Source organism: Xenorhabdus sp. XBWT (assembly GCF_059072735.1).
This window is the reverse complement of sequence record NZ_CM180990.1, coordinates 1,841,627-1,863,469: the sequence shown is the minus strand read 5'-3', so window position 1 is coordinate 1,863,469 and position 21,843 is coordinate 1,841,627. Positions and strand designations below refer to the sequence as shown.

19 protein-coding genes and 4 pseudogenes are annotated in these 21,843 nt (G+C 39.8%); 5 read left to right on the top strand and 18 right to left on the bottom strand.

Annotated elements, in window-relative coordinates; all coding sequences use genetic code 11:
- Positions 1 to 94: 94 nt before the first annotated feature.
- Together AC5JQI_RS08525 and AC5JQI_RS08520 are read right to left on the bottom strand one after the other, a co-directional pair.
- Positions 95 to 565, bottom strand: coding sequence for a hypothetical protein (locus AC5JQI_RS08525; RefSeq protein WP_493914404.1), 471 nt, complete (start codon positions 563 to 565; stop codon positions 95 to 97).
- Positions 562 to 828, bottom strand: a complete 267-nt coding sequence (locus AC5JQI_RS08520; protein WP_493914403.1) for an IS1096 element passenger TnpR family protein — start codon at positions 826 to 828, stop codon at positions 562 to 564. Before AC5JQI_RS08520 ends, AC5JQI_RS08525 begins: the two co-directional genes overlap by 4 nt.
- 245 nt (positions 829 to 1,073) lie before the next feature.
- Between AC5JQI_RS08520 and AC5JQI_RS08515 the strand changes: the two genes are divergently transcribed.
- Positions 1,074 to 1,382: a hypothetical protein gene (locus tag AC5JQI_RS08515; RefSeq protein WP_493914402.1), complete on the top strand. Its 309-nt coding sequence runs from the start codon at positions 1,074 to 1,076 to the stop codon at positions 1,380 to 1,382.
- A gap of 173 nt (positions 1,383 to 1,555) precedes the next feature.
- On the opposite strand, the gene AC5JQI_RS08510 is transcribed toward AC5JQI_RS08515, so the two are convergent.
- The 4 genes and pseudogenes from AC5JQI_RS08510 to AC5JQI_RS08495 all read right to left on the bottom strand — a co-directional run.
- Positions 1,556 to 2,434 (bottom strand): hypothetical protein, encoded by an 879-nt coding sequence (locus AC5JQI_RS08510; RefSeq protein WP_493914401.1) that lies wholly within the window; start codon positions 2,432 to 2,434, stop codon positions 1,556 to 1,558.
- A 308-nt stretch (positions 2,435 to 2,742) separates the two neighbouring features.
- Positions 2,743 to 3,465 (bottom strand): Tn3 family transposase, encoded by a 723-nt coding sequence (locus AC5JQI_RS08505; RefSeq protein WP_493914642.1) that lies wholly within the window; start codon positions 3,463 to 3,465, stop codon positions 2,743 to 2,745.
- Between the two features lie 83 nt (positions 3,466 to 3,548).
- The gene (locus AC5JQI_RS08500) at positions 3,549 to 3,824 is read right to left on the bottom strand and encodes a type II toxin-antitoxin system RelE/ParE family toxin (RefSeq protein ID WP_493914400.1); all 276 of its coding nucleotides are present in this window, start codon (positions 3,822 to 3,824) and stop codon (positions 3,549 to 3,551) included.
- Positions 3,824 to 3,904: pseudogene (locus tag AC5JQI_RS08495) on the bottom strand (CopG family transcriptional regulator); the annotation flags it as partial. The pseudogene AC5JQI_RS08495 and the gene AC5JQI_RS08500, both read right to left, overlap by 1 nt.
- 111 nt (positions 3,905 to 4,015) lie before the next feature.
- On the opposite strand from AC5JQI_RS08495, the pseudogene AC5JQI_RS08490 reads away from it, so the two are divergent.
- A pseudogene (locus tag AC5JQI_RS08490) lies at positions 4,016 to 5,856 on the top strand (Tn3 family transposase); the annotation flags it as partial.
- A 22-nt stretch (positions 5,857 to 5,878) separates the two neighbouring features.
- Here AC5JQI_RS08490 and AC5JQI_RS08485 read toward each other — a convergent pair.
- Positions 5,879 to 6,271, bottom strand: a complete 393-nt coding sequence (locus tag AC5JQI_RS08485; protein ID WP_493914399.1) for a MarR family transcriptional regulator — start codon at positions 6,269 to 6,271, stop codon at positions 5,879 to 5,881.
- Between the two features lie 427 nt (positions 6,272 to 6,698).
- Here AC5JQI_RS08485 and AC5JQI_RS08480 point away from each other — a divergent pair.
- Both AC5JQI_RS08480 and AC5JQI_RS08475 read left to right on the top strand, forming a co-directional pair.
- Positions 6,699 to 6,896, top strand: a pseudogene (locus AC5JQI_RS08480) (IS630 transposase-related protein); the annotation flags it as partial.
- A 28-nt stretch (positions 6,897 to 6,924) separates the two neighbouring features.
- Positions 6,925 to 7,404 (top strand): annotated as a pseudogene (locus tag AC5JQI_RS08475) (IS630 family transposase); the annotation flags it as partial.
- A 171-nt stretch (positions 7,405 to 7,575) separates the two neighbouring features.
- Here the strand turns inward: AC5JQI_RS08475 and AC5JQI_RS08470 are convergent.
- From AC5JQI_RS08470 to AC5JQI_RS08450, 5 genes are all read right to left on the bottom strand, one after another.
- Entirely contained in the window at positions 7,576 to 7,872 is a 297-nt protein-coding gene (locus AC5JQI_RS08470; protein WP_493914398.1) for an HAD family hydrolase, read from the bottom strand.
- Between the two features lie 15 nt (positions 7,873 to 7,887).
- On the bottom strand, positions 7,888 to 8,640 hold the full coding sequence (locus AC5JQI_RS08465) for an AfsA-related hotdog domain-containing protein (RefSeq protein ID WP_493914397.1): 753 nt from the start codon (positions 8,638 to 8,640) through the stop codon (positions 7,888 to 7,890).
- Positions 8,641 to 8,679: 39 nt separating this feature from the next.
- Entirely contained in the window at positions 8,680 to 9,492 is an 813-nt protein-coding gene (locus AC5JQI_RS08460) for an aldo/keto reductase (protein WP_493914396.1), read from the bottom strand.
- A 209-nt stretch (positions 9,493 to 9,701) separates the two neighbouring features.
- On the bottom strand, positions 9,702 to 10,691 hold the full coding sequence (locus tag AC5JQI_RS08455; protein ID WP_493914395.1) for an MFS transporter: 990 nt from the start codon (positions 10,689 to 10,691) through the stop codon (positions 9,702 to 9,704).
- Positions 10,692 to 10,744: 53 nt separating this feature from the next.
- Entirely contained in the window at positions 10,745 to 11,743 is a 999-nt protein-coding gene (locus tag AC5JQI_RS08450) for an aldo/keto reductase (RefSeq protein ID WP_493914394.1), read from the bottom strand.
- Between the two features lie 100 nt (positions 11,744 to 11,843).
- Between AC5JQI_RS08450 and AC5JQI_RS08445 the strand changes: the two genes are divergently transcribed.
- Positions 11,844 to 12,752, top strand: a complete 909-nt coding sequence (locus AC5JQI_RS08445; protein WP_493914393.1) for a LysR family transcriptional regulator — start codon at positions 11,844 to 11,846, stop codon at positions 12,750 to 12,752.
- A 506-nt stretch (positions 12,753 to 13,258) separates the two neighbouring features.
- On the opposite strand, the gene AC5JQI_RS08440 is transcribed toward AC5JQI_RS08445, so the two are convergent.
- The 6 genes from AC5JQI_RS08440 to AC5JQI_RS08415 all read right to left on the bottom strand — a co-directional run bounded on the left by AC5JQI_RS08440 (position 13,259) and on the right by AC5JQI_RS08415 (position 21,771).
- The gene (locus AC5JQI_RS08440) at positions 13,259 to 14,560 is read right to left on the bottom strand and encodes a cation:proton antiporter (RefSeq protein WP_493914392.1); all 1,302 of its coding nucleotides are present in this window, start codon (positions 14,558 to 14,560) and stop codon (positions 13,259 to 13,261) included.
- A gap of 484 nt (positions 14,561 to 15,044) precedes the next feature.
- Complete coding sequence (locus tag AC5JQI_RS08435; RefSeq protein WP_493914391.1) at positions 15,045 to 15,422, bottom strand: VOC family protein; 378 nt, start codon at positions 15,420 to 15,422, stop codon at positions 15,045 to 15,047.
- Between the two features lie 157 nt (positions 15,423 to 15,579).
- Positions 15,580 to 17,277 carry an amino acid adenylation domain-containing protein gene (locus AC5JQI_RS08430; protein WP_493914390.1) on the bottom strand — a complete coding sequence of 566 codons (1,698 nt, stop codon included), beginning with the start codon at positions 17,275 to 17,277 and terminating at the stop codon, positions 15,580 to 15,582.
- A gap of 20 nt (positions 17,278 to 17,297) precedes the next feature.
- Entirely contained in the window at positions 17,298 to 18,527 is a 1,230-nt protein-coding gene (locus AC5JQI_RS08425) for a hypothetical protein (protein ID WP_493914389.1), read from the bottom strand.
- 18 nt (positions 18,528 to 18,545) lie between these two features.
- Entirely contained in the window at positions 18,546 to 19,358 is an 813-nt protein-coding gene (locus tag AC5JQI_RS08420; protein ID WP_493914388.1) for an outer membrane lipoprotein-sorting protein, read from the bottom strand.
- Positions 19,359 to 19,413: 55 nt separating this feature from the next.
- Positions 19,414 to 21,771 (bottom strand): efflux RND transporter permease subunit, encoded by a 2,358-nt coding sequence (locus AC5JQI_RS08415; RefSeq protein ID WP_493914387.1) that lies wholly within the window; start codon positions 21,769 to 21,771, stop codon positions 19,414 to 19,416.
- Between the last annotated feature and the right edge of the window lie 72 nt (positions 21,772 to 21,843).

The window sequence follows — 21,843 nt, the reverse complement described above, 5'->3', positions numbered from 1 at the left end:
CAAACAAGAAAGAGTGACTTAGCTCCGGTAGGTAGGATCGAAAACATAGAATACTCCTTTTTATGTATTGAGGTTTCTTACTCGAATAGAAGCCTCACACATTCATGGAGACGACCGTCTCAATGCTATCAATTGCGTCCACGAGTCCATTGACGCAGAGGTATTTGACACCACTCTTAGTGTACGGATACAGCCCTGCATAGTACAAGCTATTGATAGGATCGAAGTCCCAGTAACTGGCATTAATCCAGCTAGAATAAGCACCTATGTAAGAGTTATCGCTATAGCTCAGGTAGTAACCTTTGTATGATCCATTTGCGATAACGATGTAATTTCCCTTGTAATACGGAACGAGAAAGTATGCCGTACTTTGGGAATGTTGCAGTATTGCCCAGCCGGATCCATTAATATTCATATATTGCTTAGATTCCTGCGCGTATATGTATACCGCCTGCGAGCTAACTAAGCTCTCTAATTCGGGAGCAGATTGGGGTTTGTCAAGCGAATGAAGCATGCTGCCAGGCTTAGTATTCTCGAACAGACCATCGGGTACATTACGTTTCATATCAAAATTTCCTTATTAAATTTTGGTAGATTAAGTGCAACGGCTCGCAAACAAAAAGGGGACTTCAGGTCAGAATTACCGAAAATAGCTTCAATACGGATGTCGTGAAACCAGTGCTCGAAAAAGTTGTACTCGTAGGTAAAATGGTCACCGGCATCAAATTCAAAGTCATCAAGCGTAATTTTGGTGTAAAAAGAACAACCTTCATTGATACATTGAATCGTATAGGTTAAGACAGAAAGAATAAACAGGAATGATGCCAAATGTAGCCAAACAGATTACATGAATTTTTTTAAAAAATAAAAAAACTATATTCAACGGGTTATCATTTTTTATCAAGTGCTATTCAAAATCAGATTTTCCGTTGAAAGCCAGACGTAACAAAGGCTAAGGGGAAGCAAGGGAACAAATCGGGGCTATGGTCAGAAAACCCCTACCCAAATGATACAGAAGCAGGAATCAGCTGCATCATGATATTATTAAATAAGTTGCCGGATAAAAAAACTCAATGGGTATCATATTTAAATATGAAAATACTGCTTTATATGTAATAACTAAATTTGGGGACATTGATATAAAGGATCGCCTGCTAGAGTTACCGTGGGAGTATGGCTCTATTCAATCTCTAACAAAGCAATTACATGATATTATTTATTTACATCCAAATTACACAGGGGCTGGAATGAAATCTGTTTATCTATTATTTAAAGAACTACAAGAAAATGAAACATCAGAAAAAATAAAATTCAAATATGAAGGAACAGCAGTATGTTTGATAGATAAAGTTAAAGATTTTAAAACTTTTAATTTAAATTAAAAAACAATATATTTTATTATAAATATCCAATGAAGCTATAGTGTATATTTAGAAGGTTTATTCGAAACAAACATACACACCGACGATAATACTGTCATATCAGAAAAATCATGCAGATAAAAAACATCCATTATATATGGTAGGATCATTGGATTTAAAAAATCCAAAACAAATTAAAAAAAATGACTTTTATCATCTATTCCTACTTTTTTTTCCATATCTATAACCAGTTGTTGTAACATTTCTACAAGCTCAAACATCAGTTTTTGAGCTGCATCCAAACTTAATTTTAGAATATTAACCTGACCGCTGACTACCCTTCCTTGAAGCATCGTCTTTTCAAAACCTTTCTTATTTTGGTACTCTTTTAACATTTGGTAAATACGGCGAGTAATAATTTTTTCCATATCAGAATATTTTTGGTTATCAAATATATGAGGGTGACTATTAATAAATGGTTCCCATGAAAACAAAATATCATATCGATGAGCATAGCTTTTTTGCTTAGGTCGATAGTGCCATAACACAATAAATGGAATTCCTATTTTTAAGCATTTTTCAAAGTGATGTTGCCAAGAATTAGGAATGGCTCTACCTTCACATAAGATATAATAATCAGACGGTAACAGTGTTAGGACAGATAAGGGAGGTGAAGTTTCCGCTAGAACAGTGTTTGTAGTCCTGCTCAGCCATAGTTCACGAATCTGTTCCCTGACTGGATTAAGTGCAATGCAATACCAGTTTAGCGGAATATAAACTGCCAGTTGAGGTATGCTTTCATTTAATTCTAGATAAGGTTTAATAACTTTTAGAATCTCGTCAACGCGGTTATTTTTTTCTAAATTTTCTAGCCAATCGATAAAAGACAAAATATCTACCAAACACAAGCACCCGAAACTTTTACCATATTTGTATAAAGACCAATCAGATTGAGAAGAATAGTTATTCTGAACATATAGAACTAAGTTCTGAACTAAAGCCTCTTGTTGCTCTGTTTTTATAGTGAATCTCTTACGTGGTTTTATCAAGAAATCAATGAATAGTGTTGGCATAGAAAATCCTACTTATCTGAACTTTTAATAACATATTAATATATTTAGCAATGAATTAAACCTCATTTAGATAGGGATTGGCTCAAGCATCATAAATGGCAGCGCTATCAGGAGAGCATGAAAAACTGTGGGGTATTTATGCTGCCATTGCATTCAGCCCTGAGCTTGCCAATTTAGGATACCAACAGTGAAAGATACTTTCTAATTCATCATTTAAAACGGCCACTCGAGTTTGTAAAAGATAATGTGCTCCTTCTAGGGGGTTTGTGACCATTCCCTCGGAAAGTTCACTCCCCCCTGATTCATGATTAAGCGGTAAGTTCTTCAGTTTCAATATTGACCAGCGGATCAACGCGTTCCAGCATATTGTACAGATTCAACAAACCATCACGATTTCCAAAAACATAGTTTCCTGACAATTGGATGTGACGCCAGGCGACTGGTGAAAAACCAGCGATTTGGTTGACGGCTTTCTGATTGTCCTCATCCTGACACTTTTCAATTAATGCAGATAACAACGCAGAGTTGTAATAAATAATACAGTTGGCAATGAGTCTGGCGCAGTCATTCCACTGTTCGATTTGATAATCATTTCCGCCCCGGAACTGATTGCCATTAACTGACGCAATAGCCCTACGCAGCTGATGATAATCTTCACCTCTATTCAGGGCTTGTTGTACAAACTGCCTCAGCGTTTTGTTATCAATATACTCCAATAGATATAGGCACTTAATCAGCCGGTCATATTCATGAAGGGCTAACAACGTTCGGTTATTTCGTTTGTCGTTGGACAGTTTTTTGATAACGGTACTTTGTTGGGTCGCTTTACGGCTGAGTGAACAGATAATATGCTGAATATTTCCCCATTCCTGCTCGATTAATTTACGGTTGATGGGTTTTTTCAGCCTTATTTCCACATTCGTACCTGAATTGACCTCAAATTGCTCAGCAAAAGCCTGTTTAAACCGGGCATAACGGGGAGAAAACTGATAACCAAATAAATCCAGGATGGCAAAATTAACGTTATTTATGGGGGCGTTTGGCGAAAGGGAAATTAAAGTACGCTAAGCAAAAAATGCCAGGTTGCTCATGGCTTAGGGACGACGTTGCCATCTCAACGGTTTTCTCGGGTATGCCATAACCGCAGCACGTAAATGATTGAATCAATAACCTCGTAACGAATCTCGTACTCTCCAACCAAAATCCCCCTAACCTCCCGTGGCTCGAACTGGAACAGTTGTTCTCCAATACGAGGGTTGGTTAGCAAAATGGTCGGTGCCTGAGTCAGTGCCTGCCCGGTTCTAGCAGCAGCTGGCTTGTTAGCCAGAGACAGAAATTCATACAAGCGCGCCAAATCAGAGAGCGCCTTACTGGTCCACTTCAGTTCCATCAACGCGGCACCGGCAGTTGCATGTCGGTACCGAGGCTGTCAGCCCAAGCCTGCACGGCCAGATGATCAATAACCCGACCCGTAACCCCTGGGTCGTCTGACTCAACTGGCTCGCGAAGGAATGCAAATGAGCATTCAGCACCTGCGCGATCTTGAAGAAACGAGGCGACATGCAACGCTGGCAGCAATTTATCGATGAGAGTTATCGCCAGATAAAGCGCTATATGCCGCGGTTGCTGGAAGCATTCGCGTTCAGAGCGGCGCCTGTCGCACAACGAGTGCTTGATGGCATTAATGCCATCAAGGGCATGAATGCGGCCAATGCCCGCTCAATACCCAAAGGGGTGCCGACCGGATTTATTAAACCGCGCTGGAAACAATATGTGGTAAAAGATGGCGGGATAGACCGACATTTTTATGAATTGTGCGCATTGTCCGAACTGAAAAATGCGGTGCGATCGGGCGATATCTGGGTGCCGGGTTCACGGCAGTTCAAAGACTTTGAGGAATACCTGCTGGCACCGGAACATTTTGTGGTATTGCGCGATGCAGATGATTTACCCCTGGCAATTGATATCGATGGAGAGCGTTATTTACGGGATCGGCTGGCTCTACTCAGGGGGAAATTGACTGAAGTGAATCGCCTGGCCTCCACAGGCGAACTGCCTGATGCGGAAATATCCGATGAATTGTTGAAGATTAAACCGCTAGCTAAAAGCGTGCCGGAAGAAGCCAGTAAACTGGAAGAAGACATCTTTGCCATGATGCCTCATCCCAAAATTACAGATTTGCTGCTTGAGGTCGATCAATGGACTGACTTTACCCAGCATTTCACGCACTTGCGAACCAATGAACAGCCAAAGAACAGATCAGCATTGCTGACCGTGATCCTATCGGATGCAATTAATCTGGGGCTGTCAAAAATGGCGGAAGCCTGCCCGGGAACGACTTTTTACAAACTTGATACGGTTCGTGTCTGGCACGTTCGCGATGAATCATATTCTAAGGGGCTGGCTGAACTGGTTAATTACCAGCACCGATTGCCATTCGCATTGCACTGGGGCACGGGCAGGACATCCTCATCGGACGGGCAAAACTACAAAGTCGGCGGGCGAGGGAAACAAACCGGGCAGGTCAATTTGCGCTACGGTTCTGATCCCGGAATTAACTTCTATACGCATATTTCAGATCAATACGCCCCCTACCACATCAAGGCCATCACTTCGACAATACGTGATGCAACACATGTCCTGGATGGTTTGTTATACCACGAATCTGAGCTGTGTATTGAGGAACACTATACTGATACCAATGGTTTTACCGATCACATATTTGCATTGTGCCCACCGCTAGGCTTCCGCTTCGCGCCGCGAATACGTGATCTAAAGGAAAAAAACTTGTATGTGCCTGATGACCCCAAAAATTACCCGGCGTTATCACATTTTTTAGGCGATAAAAGCATCAATCAGAGAATCATTCTGACACAATGGTCTGAATATCTTCGCCTGGCAACATCAATCAAACAGGGTACTGTGACGGCTTCGTTGATGCTGCGGAAACTCGCCAGCTACCCACGACAAAACGGACTGGCGCTAGCCTTACGCGAAATAGGGCGTATCGAGAGGACGATTTTTGCGCTGGACTGGCTTCTAGACTCTAGTCTGAGACAACGGGTGACAGCCGGATTGAATAAGGGTGAGGCGAAAAACACCCTAGCCCGTGCCGTATGTTTCAACCGGCTTGGCGAAATCAGGGATCGTACATACGAATTGCAGCGGCATCGGGCGAGCGGTCTGAACCTGGTAGTAGCAGCAATCATCCTGTGGAACATGGTTTATCTGGAACGGGCAGTCAATGAGATGCGCGCTCAGGGATACCCCGTTGATGAAACGTTACTCAGGCACGTTGCCCCCCTATTCACTGGGGGCATATCAACCTGACAGGGGATTACGCCTGGAAACAGCACAGACGGGTAGAAAAAGGGGAATTCAGACCATTATTGCCGCTCCCTAAGTGTCTTAGCGTACTTTAATTTCCCTTTCGCCAAACGCCCCCTAATCTAACATTGGTGTTTGCGCATAGAGAAGAGCTGCGACACGATTACACAATTCTGTAAATATGACGATTTCCCCCTGAGACATATCAGCCGCGATAATATCAGCCATATTGTGATTACTGGATTCCGCCCGCTGCAAAAACATGAGTCCCTTCTGACTTAATTGAGTGACCAGTTCACGCTTATCGCTTTCTCCTGCCTCCTGTTCAATTAATGCCTTATCTTTTAGCGTCCGCAGGATCTTAGATGTTTTCGAACGGGCAAAGCCCAGTTTTTCACCAATAACACTGGGTTTGATCGATTGATACTGCCGAATTAAATACAAGGTATCGTATTGTTCCCAAGAAATACCTTCTGGATTTGTCGCAGTCCTTCTTGCAACAGAACACACTGGAGCCTGCTTAATGCCTCTTCAAAAGGTGTTATTGCAACATCATAAATATTCTGGTTATCCGTTTTCATACTACCTTCTCTTCGGTTCGTGTATCTTTACAGTGTTGTCGTAAATATTCTGCAGTTAGCGAATTACCCTGCTCAACCATCGCCTGTGGTGTGCCGCTGAACATGATCTGCCCCCCCCCTTAGTTCCCGCACGCTCTCCTAAATCAATAATCCAGTCCGCTGCTGCAATAACGTCCATGTTATGCTCAATGATCAGAACTGAGTTACCCTTCTCGACAAAACGGCGAAAAAGCTCGATAAGCCCAGCGACATCTGAAGGATGAAGGCCAGTTGTTGGTTCATCAAAGATATATAGCAGAATCATAATACTGTGTCATAATACCTAAATCCCAATGACAAGGTAGAATTGAGATGGGTTAGAACCCTGTATGACACGTGATAAGCCGCCCACGAAAATCAGTGATGAGACACTTATCGCCGATGTCAAAAATTATCCCGATGATTATCAATGGGAAAGAGCAAAACGTCTGGGTGTCTCACAATCGGCTATCCATTACGCCCTGAAACGACTCAAAATAACCGTCAAAAAAAACGCACAAACACCCCGCCGCTGACGAACACGCGCGTCAGGTATTTGGCGAGCGTATCCGCCATCATGAGCAGGCGGGCAAACAGATTGTTTATCTGGATGAAAGCGGCGTTGAGCAGTCCATGCCACGTACGCATGGCTATTCGTTAAAAGGGTCCCGCTGTTTTGGTTTACATGACTGGCAGCACAAAGGCCGCCTTAATGCCATTGGTGCCATCATTAAAAATACCTTTGTGACCTTAAGTTTGTTTGCCGGAACCATTAATGCGAATGTGTTTCATGCCTGTCTGACACAAGATTTGTTGCCAAAGCTCCCAAAGGGTGCAGTGATTGTAATGGATAATGCCCCTTTCCATAAACGGTGTGACACGCGACAAGCGATAGCCGATCACGGGTGCCAGTTAGAATGGCTTCCCCCTTACAGCCCAGATTTAAATCCTATCGAAAACAAATGGGCTGAAACAAAAACAACAAGAAGACGAGAAAGATGCTCTATTGATGAACTGTTTACAGAGCATGTGACCTATGTCTAATTATATTGATTCTGCTATATATGTAATAGTTATTTTGTTAGATCACTGTCCTATCTAGGCTCAAGCAGGATCGGCCAGCCATTTTTCTGGCACTCAGCTACGAGTTCCGATGAAGGATTAACAGCACAAGGATGACCAACCAGTTGCAACAGACTAAGGTCTGATATGTGATCACCATAAGCATAACATACAGAAAATGGAATTAAAATCATAACCGCCTTCACTGAATATTTTTCTGGCCGTTGTTCTTACCTTATGTTGTGATTCATTTTTGAACAAAGAGTAATAATAACAGTTAATATCTTCTCTTGTTTTTCCTTCATCACTCAGTTTTTTTATTTCATGAATTATACGGGTAAACGATAATCCACACTGTAGTGCTCCAAGTTCTGAGTATTTTTTCAGAAAGATAAACATACTTTTACCTGTAATAACAGTTTTATCAAAGTCAAAAAAGGCAATCCCCATAACGGTAAACCTCGCTCACATACTGTTTAAATAGCAATGGTGACACAATGAGGCCAGTTTATTCTCTACTTCGGTAATATAGTTAAAGTCATACACACTGAATATGAAACAAATTTCGGCGGCTTTTGTTTTGTTTTGCTTGAACGTTATATAGCATTCGCATGTTAATTTACCGTATTTTGTGATCTCCAAGGATAAAACCCTAAGCGACACTGCCACGGGTAGCGGAAATACAAACGATAAAATTATAACATTCAAGGATGTCAGGGTAAAATACTTCTCGGCTATGTTTATTCCTACTTCCCTGAAAAAATATTTCTCCGTTGTGGCAATTATAGCCTGTCTTGCTGCTTCAATCAGAATCATTCCCTGTATATGTTGACCCATCTGGTGATCACATAACAATTCTGAAGAGTCCTGAAGGATTAATCTGGCGTGATAATTATCATTGCCTTTTTTTTGTGGGCTGGTGATAAAGATATTTTCTTTTCTACACTTATGTACCTGTTTCTGGTGATCCCTATTATTCTGGTAATAAATATCATTTAAGTTAATTATTTCACGTATTTTATTAGGATAATTTTGACGAATAATATCAATAGTTCTGGAAATATCATCCAGCTGTACCCCTTGTCCCAAGATAATTTTTCCTACTTTGTTGATTTTACCCGTCCAGACAAAACGCTCAAATTCATTAACTGTCAGGACATTTTCATTTTTTTCGGCAAATACTGTAAATTTTTTGCCGACAACAATGAGTTTGTTCATATTCGTTACCTTTCAGATTATTTTTAAAACCAATTCACTCTATTTCTCCATCGATACACTATGACGCCTGCTCAAGATATTTTTATTACAGAGCATCAGGTAAACCAGAAGAGACAATAATTTATTCTGCTTCCTGAACATCCAAGAGGAAAAAATACAATAATAGCCCGTCAGAAAACCACCGGCGAGTGGACTCCAGACTGTGATCCCGACATTCTGATCGATGCCCAATGGGATAATTTCATGCTCCAATTCCCGTGCAGCTATGTTGTAGTATCCCTGATATACACAAAACTTTTCTAGGCCAAGATGCTCAGAAATTCCTAGGGCTTTCATCAGTTGCCAGGCTGAATAGTTTGAAACGCCGATATAGCGAATTTTCCCGTCACGGATCAAATTATCCAGTGACCGAAGTGTATCTTCCAATGCCGTTCTGGGATCAAAACCGTGTAAATGATAAATATCGATATAATCAGTTTTAAGACGTTTGAGACTCAGCTCAACTGCATTGATGATGTGATAACGGGATGCACCAAGTGAGTTCGGATTAGGATCGGTCTGCCAGCGGCCTTTGGTGCCAATAATAACTTGATGCCGTTTCCCTTTCAGTGCATTGCCCAGTAACTCTTCGCCTTGACCATTTTTGTAACAGTCGGCGGTATCAAAGAAATTAATCCCAGCATCCAGTGCCTTATACACGAGTTCATAAGCTGTATTTTCAGGAACAACACCAAATTCAGCCCAGTTACGATTTGGGGCACCGAGAAAGGCACCTCTTTCACCAAAAGTCATTGCACCAAAGCACAATTCAGATACGGATAATCCCGTAGAACCTAAATATCGATAATTCATATTTACTCACTTACCTTAAAGGAATCATAATGTGATACATGCAATTATTAGCCCAATAGCCGTCATAAAGGCACCCGCCAGAGGGATATGAGAAAGAGACACCCCGCATGCAAGTAACAAACCGCCAAACCAGGCACCGATTACATTGCCGAGATTAAATGCAGCAATATTACAAGAAGAGACCATACTTTTTGATGTTTCACTACTATCTAACGCTTGGATTTGTAAGGGTGGAAGGGTGGAATAGTAGAAAACATAGCCATTCCCAGTAAAAATACAGCGACACAAGCAGATGCTGAATTCAACATGGCTACTGGAAACAAACAAAGCACTGTAATAAGGAAAGACAACGTAATGATAAGTGCCTTACGCGTCTCTTTATCAGTTAGTTTTCCACCGATGTGATTTCCCACAATCATACCGATGCCAAACAGTACCAACACCGGGGGAATTAATTTTTCATTTATCCGTGTAACATTCTTCAGCATTGGCGAGATATAGGTGAATGCAGAAAATACGCCAGAAAAACCCAGAGTGGTAATTAACATACTTCTGAAAACTTTTTTCTGGGTAATAATTTTCAATTCATCAATGATTCTTGTTTTTTTATTCACGCTATTTGTCTGACGATTTGGCACAAAAAACAGCACTGACAATGCAGACAATAGTCCAATGACTGTTACCATGAAGAATGTATAACGCCAGCCAAAAGACTGACCTACCCACGCCCCGAGGGGAACACCCATAATATTGGCTAGTGTAGCGCCAAGAAATACGGCTGACACAGCAGAGGCTCTTTTATCTGGTACTGACAACTCTGATGCGTAAACAGAACTAATGCCAAAAAATGAAGCATGAGCAAAAGCCGTTATGATTCTGGCTATAATAAGCGTGGTAATATTTCCTGATACACCACACCAAAAGTTCCCAGCAGTGAAAATAACCATAAGAAGAATAAGCGAATATTTCTTATTATATCGACTAAGAAACGAGGTAATTAGAGGTGCCCCAATAACAACGCCAAAGGCGTATGCGGTGATCGAATAAGCGGCAAGTGTAATGGAAATATTAAAATCCCGGGCAATATCAAGCAATACGCCCATAATCACGAATTCTGTAGTACCAATACCGAATGAGCCAACAGACAATGCGTACACTGCGGTAGGCATGTCTGATCCACGGGATGTAGATAAAGTCATGAGATAAGCCCCATTTCTTGCCAGAACAAAGGAGATGAATTTATTACAAATAGTTATTTGTCAATGAGATCGAAATCACCCTGGTTATATCTCAGGCCATGAATATTTTCCGGCATAAAAATAGTCTCAATTGCTTTAATATCATCTTTTGAGATCAGTAGATTAGCAGCCCCAGCGTTATCCTTAAGATGTTCAATTTTTCTTGCTCCCGGGATCGGAACAATATCGTTTTTTTTGCTCATCATCCAAGCGAGGGCGAGCTGCGCTAAAGAGCATTGATATTTTTCAGTTATAAATTGCAGTTTACTGAGTAATTGCTGGTTTTTTTGCATGGCCTCCTGCTGAAAACGAGGGAGATTACGGCGAAAATCATCGCTGGCAAAATCAGACTTATCTGTGATTTTTCCAGTAAGGAAACCGCGTCCCAGCGGGCTATAAGGAACGAAGCCCACGCCAAGTTCACGGCAGGCAGGAAGTATATTTTTTTCAGCTTCACGAGACCAAAGGGAGTATTCACTTTGTACAGCGGTAATGTGATGCACTTTACTGGCCCGGCGCAAGGTGTCTGCTGAAACCTCCGACAAACCAAGATGTCGTACTTTACCTTCTCTGACCAGAGAGGACATGATACCCACAACGTCTTCAATAGGTACGGAAGGATCTACTCTATGCTGATAAAGCAAATCAATAGTGTCAATGTTGAGTCGTTTAAGAGAACCTTCCACGGCTTCACGAATATGTTCTGGTCGACTGTCAACACCGGCCATTCGCTCAAGCCCATTTCCTGTGGGCAAAATACGGAAACCAAATTTTGTCGCAACCTGTACTTTATCACGAAGTCCTTTAATGGCTTTTCCAACCAGTATTTCATTTTCAAAAGGGCCATAAACTTCTGCGGTATCAAGGAAGGTTATTCCCATATCGATTGCTGTGTGAATCGTTTTAACTGCCAGCGATTCTTCTGCTCCGCCATAAGCAAAACTCATTCCCATACAGCCCAATCCCAATACAGATACGGAAAATTTATCTTTTCCGAGATAACGTTTTTTCATCTTCCTTTCCTCATCTGTTAAATTTAATTAACGTTATATTCTCCTTTTACATTCACAACAATTAATATGTAAAAAATGCAGTATTAAAGAGAAACTAATAATGAATAATATCCCTGATCTTCAACAAATAAATATATTAATTCTTATTGTAAAACACGGAAGTTTCCGGAAAGCAGCAAAAGAATTGAACCTTTCTCCTCCCTCTCTTACCAGTGCAATAAATAATCTTGAAGAAAAACTTGGGGTCAGGTTGTTAAACAGATCAACACGAAGTCTTTCTTTAACTGCTGTAGGGGAGGAATTCCTGAACCAGATCATTCCGGTATTTGATGATTTCAAAAATGTTATTGACCGCCTTAATTACCATAAGGAAATGCCAGAAGGTATTATTCGAATAAACATGCCGAGGGTAGTACTTGACTTATTCTTTCGGGGCTATTTTTTAGAGTTCAAAAAAGTATATCCGGATATTACCCTAGAGCTATACACAACAGACAGAAAGGTAAACATTATTGAATCTGGATTCGATGCATGCATACGTTATGCTTATGATATTCCTGTAGATATGATTGCGATCCCTTTTGGGTCTAAGCTGAATCTTGTGCCAGTCGCCAGTCCAGAATTTATAAAAAATAACGGGGCACCTGTTTCAGTAAAAGATTTGGTAAATTTCCGGTGTATTAACCGATGTTTTCCTACCGGAGAAATTTACCGCTGGGAGTTTCTTGACACAAAAGGCAATATCACTGAAATACATGTCAAAAGGGATTTAGTCATGGATTCTGATGTTGCCATGATTCAGGCCGCTGAAGCCGGTTTGGGTATTGCTTTTGTTTATGAACATCTTGTCCTTAAACATTTAAGGGAAGGAAAATTAATTCATTTATTGCCTGATAATAATTATCCTGCGGCTAACTTCTGTCTTTATTATCCTAGCTGTAAGTATATCCCTATACCGCTAAGAACTTTAATTACATGGATTATAAACATAAATAAAAGCATTTTTTGACGCAGTTGGAAGAAATATTTGTCCTATTTTCAACGTGCTCAGTGATACGGTAATCCTTCAATTTTTGGTCGTGACTCTAATTTATTGATAGTGATGAATGTTCAGATAATATCCTATAATTCTGTCATGCATTTCTATGGATAATGAAATGGTTCCCCTCTCCCCTGACAGCAGTGTATTAACAGGGGTGATGTCTTATTAAGAGGCCAGCATCATAAATAATATCTCGCTTATTGGTATTGATCTCGGCAAACATTCTTTTCATCCATCTGTCATATAAATAACAATGTTGAAAGTGTAGTGATGTGATAGACGTCCCCCTCTTCAGTTGCAAACAAGACCAAGTCGCGTGATTACCTCACAACATTAGGTGTTATTTCATACAATTTAAGTTCGAAAAACGTTCACGTTCTTGCCCTGCCGGTATTCTTATCCGATACAATTTGTTTAGCGAACATCATCCAATCACAAATGAATCCTTTTTCCATCTTAAAGAAAGGGTTACTCTATGATGCCCTCATTAGTCGGCGGATCAGAGGCGTTGTAATGAACGTACTCAAAATAGCCATAATAACTAACATAGTAAAGATATTAGGCGGCAAAATTCCCAAATCATAGCCAATATTGAGAACAATAAGTTCCATTAATGCCCTTGTGTTCATGGAAATACCAATAGTCGCAGCAATACGGCGATTTTCACCTAATAATCGACTTGCAATGTAGGTACCCCCAAACTTTGTAACAAACGCCAACAAACATACTAGTAAACACATCATCCATTCATCGGGTCCACTCAGGCTACCAATATCTGTACGAAGCCCCGTATACGTAAAAAATATGGGGAGAAAAAATACATGTACCAAACTACCCATACTTTCTTTCCAGCGTATGACAAACTCTCTATTTTCATGTAACACTACCCCAATAGCAAAGCTACCGATTAGGGCAAAAATCCCCAGATAACTCGTTACAGAAGCAGACAAAAACAGAACAATAATAATGCAGGCCATAGTGGTATGGCTAAGTCGTTTTTCTTTTCTTAATCTCGAAGTAAGCCAACGACTCAGAAGTGGTCTGACAATCAAAGATATTAGTATGATATAAATAACTATACCAAATATGTTAAATATAAATTGATCAAACTGATAATTAGAAACAAAGAGTGTCAAGATAGCACCCAATAATATCCAACCAACTATATCATCAATTGCGGCAGCGCCGATTATTAAAGCCGCTGTTCGCGTCTGAGCCAGCCCCAATTCCATAAAAATCCTTCCCAAAACGGGGATAGCCGTAATCGATAGCGCTAAAGCAAAAAATAATTGGAAAGTATTCTTATCAGGACGTGGGGCTGTAATAGAGTTCCATATCCATTCAGCAGAAAAGAAACCTACCGTAAAAGGCAGAAAAACCCCCGTAATACTTATCACAGCGACCGCAAATCGACTCTTCTTTAGTTTCTCTCCGAACTCAAATTCAAGCCCTATCTCAAACATTAATAAAATGAGCCCAATCTGAGAAATTCCTATGAAAATCGTTGAGCTTTCTATTGGAAAAATATTTTCCATTAATTCCGGAAATAATGCGCCTGCTATACTTGGTCCTAAAACCAAGCCTGCCAATATTTCTCCTGCAACGGCAGTTTGCCCTAAAAAAGAGCGACTAATCCAAACAAAAAGCCGTGTAACAATAAGAATAATAATTAACTGATATAACAACCTTAATAAAATTTCCTCAGCCGAAGAACCAACAGCCGACATACCTTCATTTGCCAATGAGGCAATTAGCATATTATTTTTTTCACTCATATCAATAAATTCCATTTAATGTTAAATGTAATGAAAGACCTATAGATATTCGTTCATACATAGACCATTATTGAAGATATACATAATAAACACATATATACCCGTCTTATTTCAAGTTGCACCTTGAAATCCATAGGGTATAACTATTTTTCACTAAAAATAGTGGCAATAAATTTTTATATAAAAAAGACATTCATATTTTGCAACTTTGATTATTCACCTCTCATTTTAGAAAACAGAGATTAAAGTACATATCAATGCCAAATGAATTTTATTTAGCATTGAAAAAATACGAAGTATTTAAACATGTATTGAAATTAATTTTATCATTATCAGCTTCATTTATATAATGACATCAAATATCGCGTCATTTAATAATAAACATCTCCTTTTCTAATAAACTTAACTTATTCATAAAAATGCATGTTAGGGAGTGTACAGGCAACTTTATAATAGTTGCCTGTGTGGATCCTAATAATAGAGATTATCCCTGTAACATACAGAAGATATTCAATTTATTGCCGTCAAGATCTCTGAAGTAAGCAGCATAAAAACCATGCTCGCCACGAGGACCTGGTGTTCCTTCATCCGTTGCTCCAAGGGCAATAGCTTTGTTATACACTTGATCGACCTTTTCTTGACTGTCAACATTGAGTGCGATCATTCCCCCATTACTCACTGTTGCCGGATTACCATCAAACGGTTTAATAATGCACAGATTTGTCACATTAAAATCCGGCCCCCAGGCGATAAAATCCGGTGTTTCCATGACACGCAGGGCACCTAATTCAGCAAGCAGTTCATCATAGAATTTAGCTGCACGGGAAAAATCATTTGTACCCAATGTGATATAACCAATCATTGTCACTCCCCTATGTTCTATTTTCACAAATATCAAAAATGAGTTTATTGGAGATAAACAAAAACCGCAATTAATTGCTTAAATTTGATAGATTGCTTAACAAAATAGAACCAGGCTAAGTTTAATATAATACTGAATTAGTATAATCACTATTTGTTCATATCACATTCTCATCAGCCATGCCCTTTTTATCCCATCCAATCTGGCTTAGATCTAACTTGCCATTTTTATTCATTGGAAATTCCACAACCCTTGCCGTAAAATCCGGCAGCATATAATCAGGAAGATACTCTTTTAATCGCTGCCTGATCTCTTTATGCTTAATCTTATTAGCTGTATTAGATTGATATACCACAATAATTTTCAAGTCGTTTTGTTCTTGTCCATAGTTTTGTTCTTGTCCATATATAGTAGCAATAGCATCCTTTACAAAACTTAATTTCCTCATTGCAGATTCAATCTCACCCAGTTCAACCCGAAATCCTCTAATCTGAATCTGATTATCGATACGTCCCAGATAACACAACTTACCATTTTCCATATACCGGGCAAGGTCACCAGTACGGTACAAATTTGACGATAATTCTTCAAAGGGGTTAGTAATGAATTTCTTACGGCTTAACTCCGGACGATTTAAATAACTATTGGCAACACCTAAGCCTGCAATATACATCTCTCCAGCCTGATTTTCTTTTACTGGCTGACCTGCCTCATTTAATAAGTAAATTGTCACTCCTGGTAAAGGTAACCCGATCGAGCTTACATTATTGACTAAATCATCTGGGCTAATCTTATGAAAAGTAACATGTACTGTTGTTTCTGTAATACCGTACATATTGATTAATTCAGGTTGTTGATATCCATACTTGTCTGTCCATTGACGAAGACTTGACATATTCAACATTTCCCCACCAAAAATAACGTATCGCAGGCTAAGAGGTTCTGTTTTGTTTGATATATAGTCATCTGTTTGCATCAGTAATCTAAATGCTGTCGGGGTTTGATTTAATACTGTTACTTTTTCACGTACCAATAACTCATAAAACTTGGGAGGATTGCGACTGATATTATAAGGAACTAATACCAGTATTCCTCCTTTTAAAAGCGCACCCCAAATTTCCCAAACGGAGAAATCAAATGCTATTGAGTGAAAACAGGTCCAAATATCTTTATCGGAAAAATTAAAGAGTCTTTCTGTCGCACGGAAAAGATGAACCACATTATAATGTGCGATTGGCACCCCTTTTGGTATTCCTGTTGAACCCGAGGTATAGATGACATAAGCCCATTGCGTGCCCTTGATATCTTTCTTGGGGTTTAATGCTAATGAATGTAAAAGTGCCAAATAGTGACTATCAAGACAGAAAACCTCACCCGAAAATCCAGATAGCGAATTCAAATGTACACTTTTTGTGATGATAATGTCCGGTTTTGCATCGTTAAGAATCGTTTTTATTCTTTCATCCGCATTATTAATATCTATTGGTAAATAAGCATAACCCGCTTTCAATATTCCTATAATGCTGATAACCATTTCAAAAGATGGCTCTAAAAAGATACCTATGCATTTGCTTTCAGGTGTTTTTCCAATTAAATAGTGTGCAACTTGGTTTGCTCGTTTATTCAGCTCGTCATAACTCATTTTCTCATTATTTAATACCACGGCTGTTTTTTCAGAATAGTTTTCGACTATTGATTCAAACAATGAAACCAGCGAAATATTATCCAAATTATGCTTGGCTAGCTGTTCATTAAGCGTTCCAGAGGAAGACTGAACAGGACTTAGACCCAGTAATTCTGATAATACTTCCTGTTGATGTCTTTCAGACAGACTCAGAAAGTTTTCCTTTTTCATTTTTAACCCTTTAATACGTTTTAGACACCAAAGAAATAGATAAACTTCATGCCAATATAACTTTCATTACGGAAGCTATATAAGAGATCGCCAGAACTTAAGTTTTCAAAAATGGCACCATTCAATGATAATTTGAAATTATCGCCAAAGCGTCTGCTGCCATTAAATGTCCATGCTCTGGTGCCATGATGAACATCCTGAGTCACACCTAAAAACAAAATCATGTCTTGTTGATCATTTGCAGAAAACTGAACACCAGCAAAAACATCATTTTCAAAAGGCGTGTCTGAAAATTTATTACGCGTATCTTTCATATACTCGAGGAAAAAAGTCAAATTAGCCCCACTTCCAAAAACACCATAATGTGTATATTCCAATCCGCCGGAATAAACTAAAAATGATGTTTTAGGGCTTGTCGAAAAATGGCCGTCTTTTTTCCTGTAAGCCCCTTCCCATTTGACGATCCAATTATTAATGTTCCATTGATATTCCAATCCGAGCTGCTGAATTTGACCATAATAAGGAACAAGCTGGTTATTACTGTTCAGAACAAACTCCGGGGTGCGTTCAGTGCCATTAAAATAGGATAATCCTAAATCGACGTTACCTAATGTATGATGACTACGCACGGCAAAGTCCAGCTTTGATTTCTTATCAGCATGTTGATAAACCGCATTTCGGCTGTCAATATCCAGTTCAGTACGTAACCTTGCTTTATGACCAGGAAAAGTTCTCTCTCTGAATCCGGTAAGAAGAAACAGATCAAAGATACCCCAGTCATTAACTTTAGTTAAATTAATCATCGGCTGACCGAGTTTTTCATTTCCAAAAGGATCATCAACCAAATCTGACTGATTAATAATATCCACAGGATGACTAAACTCCGTGACCCCCCAAAAGACTTTCCTGAAACCAGCATAAAGTTCCCACGAATCATAAATATATCCCCAATACAAATCCCGTGGTTCAAAAGGCTCTCTGTTATTACTGCTGGAATCTTTTCGATATAACGCATCGATAACTACATGTTGTTTATCATCATCCCATTCAGTAAAGTACTTTCCTCCAGCCTGAAACGAATGGCTTTCAGTTTCCTGTCCATCAGACACGCCTTTTTCAAAAAAAAACCGTTGTTCCCATCCTAAAGACACATCAAGTTTTCCTGCTGATACATTCCAACAAACGAACATTGCCAATGCACTGACCAATGGTGAAATAAAATTCCCTTTAGTACTTATTTTTGACCTCATCGTCTGTACCCCCGGGTGTTATCTCGATCTTTTCAAGGCGGCAATATCAAAATCCCGATCCGTTAAGCCAACCTGAAATTGAATGTTTCTTACGACCAATTTCGTTGTTTTTTTCGATTGATGGTTCTTCATGGTTATTTCGGAAGAACGCCAATACTTATCCATATAAAGTTGGTAGTCATCGAATGTTCTTGTTTTCAACAATGCATTACGGCGATCGTAATAATCAATTCTGATAAATCGGTAAAAATCTTTGTCTATCCACACAATCTGCCGAGCATACCCTGATTCTTTATCAACGGGTTTTCTCTCAACAATAAAACAACTTTGTTTTCCACAAGGCTTTTCACCCAGATAGGTGTATATTTTATATTTTTCAATTTCTTCGGAAGCCAAATCTTCATAAGCAAATTCGCTGCCCATAAAAGATCCCGATTTATTGCCGGAAGAGATACGCTTTACACGCCTTGTGGCAGGCAAATATATCCACTGCTCATCATCCTTGTCTAAATGAGTAAAGGCTAATAAGGCCGTACCTTTTATATCTCTGGGTTGTTCGAAAAAAGTTAATAGTTTGTCACCATCTCCGGCCACTTCCAGTGTATTAATCTTTAAAAAACGATGGCTTTCTTGGCCTTCTACATTCAGCAGAGTCATTTTAATATCAGTGACTGTATCACCGAATCCGTTATCTCTGGCGATGGCCTCCTGTAGAATTTCTCTTCCTCGCGCTTCTGAAGCGAATGTGGAGAAACTAAATAACCCTGAAATAAATAGACATACCAGTGAAATTCCTTTTATTCCCAAAATCCGAACAAAGTGTTTTCTCATTATGTTTTCTCCTAAAAATATCCTAATTATTTATTTAGTGCCTTCATAATCAGTGTCATATTTTTATCATTAATGGCTTATCTGGAACGGAGGGCTTATCTTTCTTAGCCTTGCCATCTATTGCTATCAGCAATGTTGGCAATAAAAAGAAATCAAGCAAAAGTGCAAAAGTTACTGTCATGACGGTAAAAATCCCCATTTGGGTATTCATTAAAAAATCTGAATGCACCATAGAGCCAAAACCGCAGATAAAAATGATGCTGGTTGATAACAGAGCGATACCAACGGTTGAGAAGGAATAACGCACGGCATCTTCGGGTTCCATTTTGTGTTCACGGCGTGCACGAAGATATTTGTAAACAAAATAGACGGTATCATCGACAACAATCCCTAAAGTCATGGTAGCAATTGTTGCAGCTGCAATTCCCACAACCCCATCAATGATGCTCCATAAACCGAACGCCATAAAAATGGGCAATATATTAGGCAACATGCTAATCAATGCATATTTCACACTACGGAAAACGATCCCCAGACAAAGAGTAATAATCAGAAACGAGATAGCCGTACCGACTAATAATCCTTTGATATTGGTGTTCATCAAGTAGGTGTACATTAAAGATGCGCTGGCTGCATGTACATGCATTGATGAAGGTGCATTATTGATCAGCCACTGTTCATGTGCCTCTTTTGCCCTTTGCATTTCAAAGGTACTTAAATCAGAGAACGTGACGGTCATTTTGGTTGCTGAACGACTGACATCAATCTGATCATTAAGATCTAAACCCAAAGGAAGGGACATTTCATATAGCAAAAGATATTGAGCGATTGCTTCTCTGTCTGTTGGCAATCTGTAGTCATCCCTATTATCGCCATTCATGCTTCGGTTGATGCGTTTTACTGTGTCAGTGATAACATTGACATTCATCACTCCCGGCTGAGCACGTGACCAATTCGCAAACTCGTCCACTTTCGCCATATATTCAGGTTCATTTATTCCGCCTTCTTTCCCTGCACCTAACGAAAACTCCATATTGAAAAGTCCGGTTAAATGATCTTGGGTAAAATCAGAGTCGTCCCTGATTTCAAGGCCCTCGGCAAAATTTTTGACAAAATTTTCATCCACCGTCAGCCTGGGTATAAAGGCAAGCATGATGAGTCCAAACGCCACCGTGCCAAACTGGAGTTTTCTTCTGTTGTCGATAATCCAATTCGCCAGAAATTCAATGAAAAACGGCTTTTTCTGTACGCTGGGTTTCACTCTGACAGGTAACACAGCCAGCAACGCGGGCAGTAAAAATAAGGCATAAAACAATGCGGCTCCCATCCCTATTGCCGTCATATTGCCCAAATCGTGAAATGGTGGTGCATCACTCAGATTCAGACCCAGGAATCCCACTGCGGTGGTCACACTGGTAATGACAACCGGAGAGAAATTTGTCCTTAAGCTCTCCACTATCGCATCATGCTTGCTGTCGCCTTGCTTCATACGATGAATGATGGTTACCAGAACGTGGATACTGTCAACAACCGCCAGTGTCATGACAATGACAGGTACATTGGCGGAAACCTGAGTGAGTTTGATTCCCATGTATCCGGCTGCGCCCAATGCCGCAATAATGGAAAAAACAATCACCAGACAGACGACAAAAGTTGCGCTGAACGATCGCAGCACCAGGAAAGACAAAACAAGAACTATCAGAAACACAATAGGGATTGTCGTTGACATCTCCTTAATACTGATTTCGGGGAAGGCATTTGACATCATCGCCACACCCGTCAGATAGATATCAACGTCTGGATACATCTGCATGTACTGGTTTTTTAGTTGGCGAACATATGCGGCGACTTCAGCAACAATTTTGTCGTCTCCGTCCGGCAAGCGTACAGATACATTTACCGCCGTCACATCCCCATTTTCAGAAATGATACGTTTAACTAACAGAGGTTCATTCAGTGCTGTTTTCTTGATTTCCACTAAGTCCCGTTCTGTTAATCTTGCCGCATCAGGAACCAATTTCTTGATTTCCAGATTGTCATCATCCGCTTTGGTGTTCTGAAAATTAGTTATAGAATCAACACGATATGCATTCGGAACCTGCCAGGCTTCTTCGGTTAACTTTTCCACTACGGAAAGAAACTTTTTACTGAAAACACTGCCATCCTTCGGTGCCAGTACAATCAAAGCGCTATCACCATTACTGTAGGTTTTCTGCATTGATTCATACGCATTCAAAAATGGGTTTTCCCGACTGAAGAAGACCTTATAACTACTGGTAAATGCCAGATTTTCCATCCCCTTGAAAGTAAAGAATAATACAATGCAAACCAAAATAAGATTGAGATAACGCCTTTTCACAACCCAACGTGCATAACCCGACGCTGCGTTATCTATCCAGTTAGAAGATTTCATGCCCAGTCCTTATATAAATGCAAAGATTGATCACTCGTCACACAACGACATCCTGCTTTTTTCCTGCCAGCA

Coding starts and splice junctions, on each gene's coding strand:
- AC5JQI_RS08525 (WP_493914404.1), bottom strand. CDS start 565: ATGAAACGTAATGTACCCGATGGTCTGTTCGAGAATACTAAGCCTGGC.
- AC5JQI_RS08515 (WP_493914402.1), top strand. CDS start 1,074: ATGGGTATCATATTTAAATATGAAAATACTGCTTTATATGTAATAACT.
- AC5JQI_RS08510 (WP_493914401.1), bottom strand. CDS start 2,434: ATGCCAACACTATTCATTGATTTCTTGATAAAACCACGTAAGAGATTC.
- AC5JQI_RS08500 (WP_493914400.1), bottom strand. CDS start 3,824: ATGGAACTGAAGTGGACCAGTAAGGCGCTCTCTGATTTGGCGCGCTTG.
- AC5JQI_RS08470 (WP_493914398.1), bottom strand. CDS start 7,872: ATGGGGATTGCCTTTTTTGACTTTGATAAAACTGTTATTACAGGTAAA.
- AC5JQI_RS08465 (WP_493914397.1), bottom strand. CDS start 8,640: ATGAACAAACTCATTGTTGTCGGCAAAAAATTTACAGTATTTGCCGAA.
- AC5JQI_RS08460 (WP_493914396.1), bottom strand. CDS start 9,492: ATGAATTATCGATATTTAGGTTCTACGGGATTATCCGTATCTGAATTG.
- AC5JQI_RS08455 (WP_493914395.1), bottom strand. CDS start 10,691: ATGACTTTATCTACATCCCGTGGATCAGACATGCCTACCGCAGTGTAC.
- AC5JQI_RS08450 (WP_493914394.1), bottom strand. CDS start 11,743: ATGAAAAAACGTTATCTCGGAAAAGATAAATTTTCCGTATCTGTATTG.
- AC5JQI_RS08445 (WP_493914393.1), top strand. CDS start 11,844: ATGAATAATATCCCTGATCTTCAACAAATAAATATATTAATTCTTATT.
- AC5JQI_RS08440 (WP_493914392.1), bottom strand. CDS start 14,560: ATGAGTGAAAAAAATAATATGCTAATTGCCTCATTGGCAAATGAAGGT.
- AC5JQI_RS08435 (WP_493914391.1), bottom strand. CDS start 15,422: ATGATTGGTTATATCACATTGGGTACAAATGATTTTTCCCGTGCAGCT.
- AC5JQI_RS08430 (WP_493914390.1), bottom strand. CDS start 17,277: ATGAAAAAGGAAAACTTTCTGAGTCTGTCTGAAAGACATCAACAGGAA.
- AC5JQI_RS08425 (WP_493914389.1), bottom strand. CDS start 18,527: ATGAGGTCAAAAATAAGTACTAAAGGGAATTTTATTTCACCATTGGTC.
- AC5JQI_RS08420 (WP_493914388.1), bottom strand. CDS start 19,358: ATGAGAAAACACTTTGTTCGGATTTTGGGAATAAAAGGAATTTCACTG.
- AC5JQI_RS08415 (WP_493914387.1), bottom strand. CDS start 21,771: ATGAAATCTTCTAACTGGATAGATAACGCAGCGTCGGGTTATGCACGT.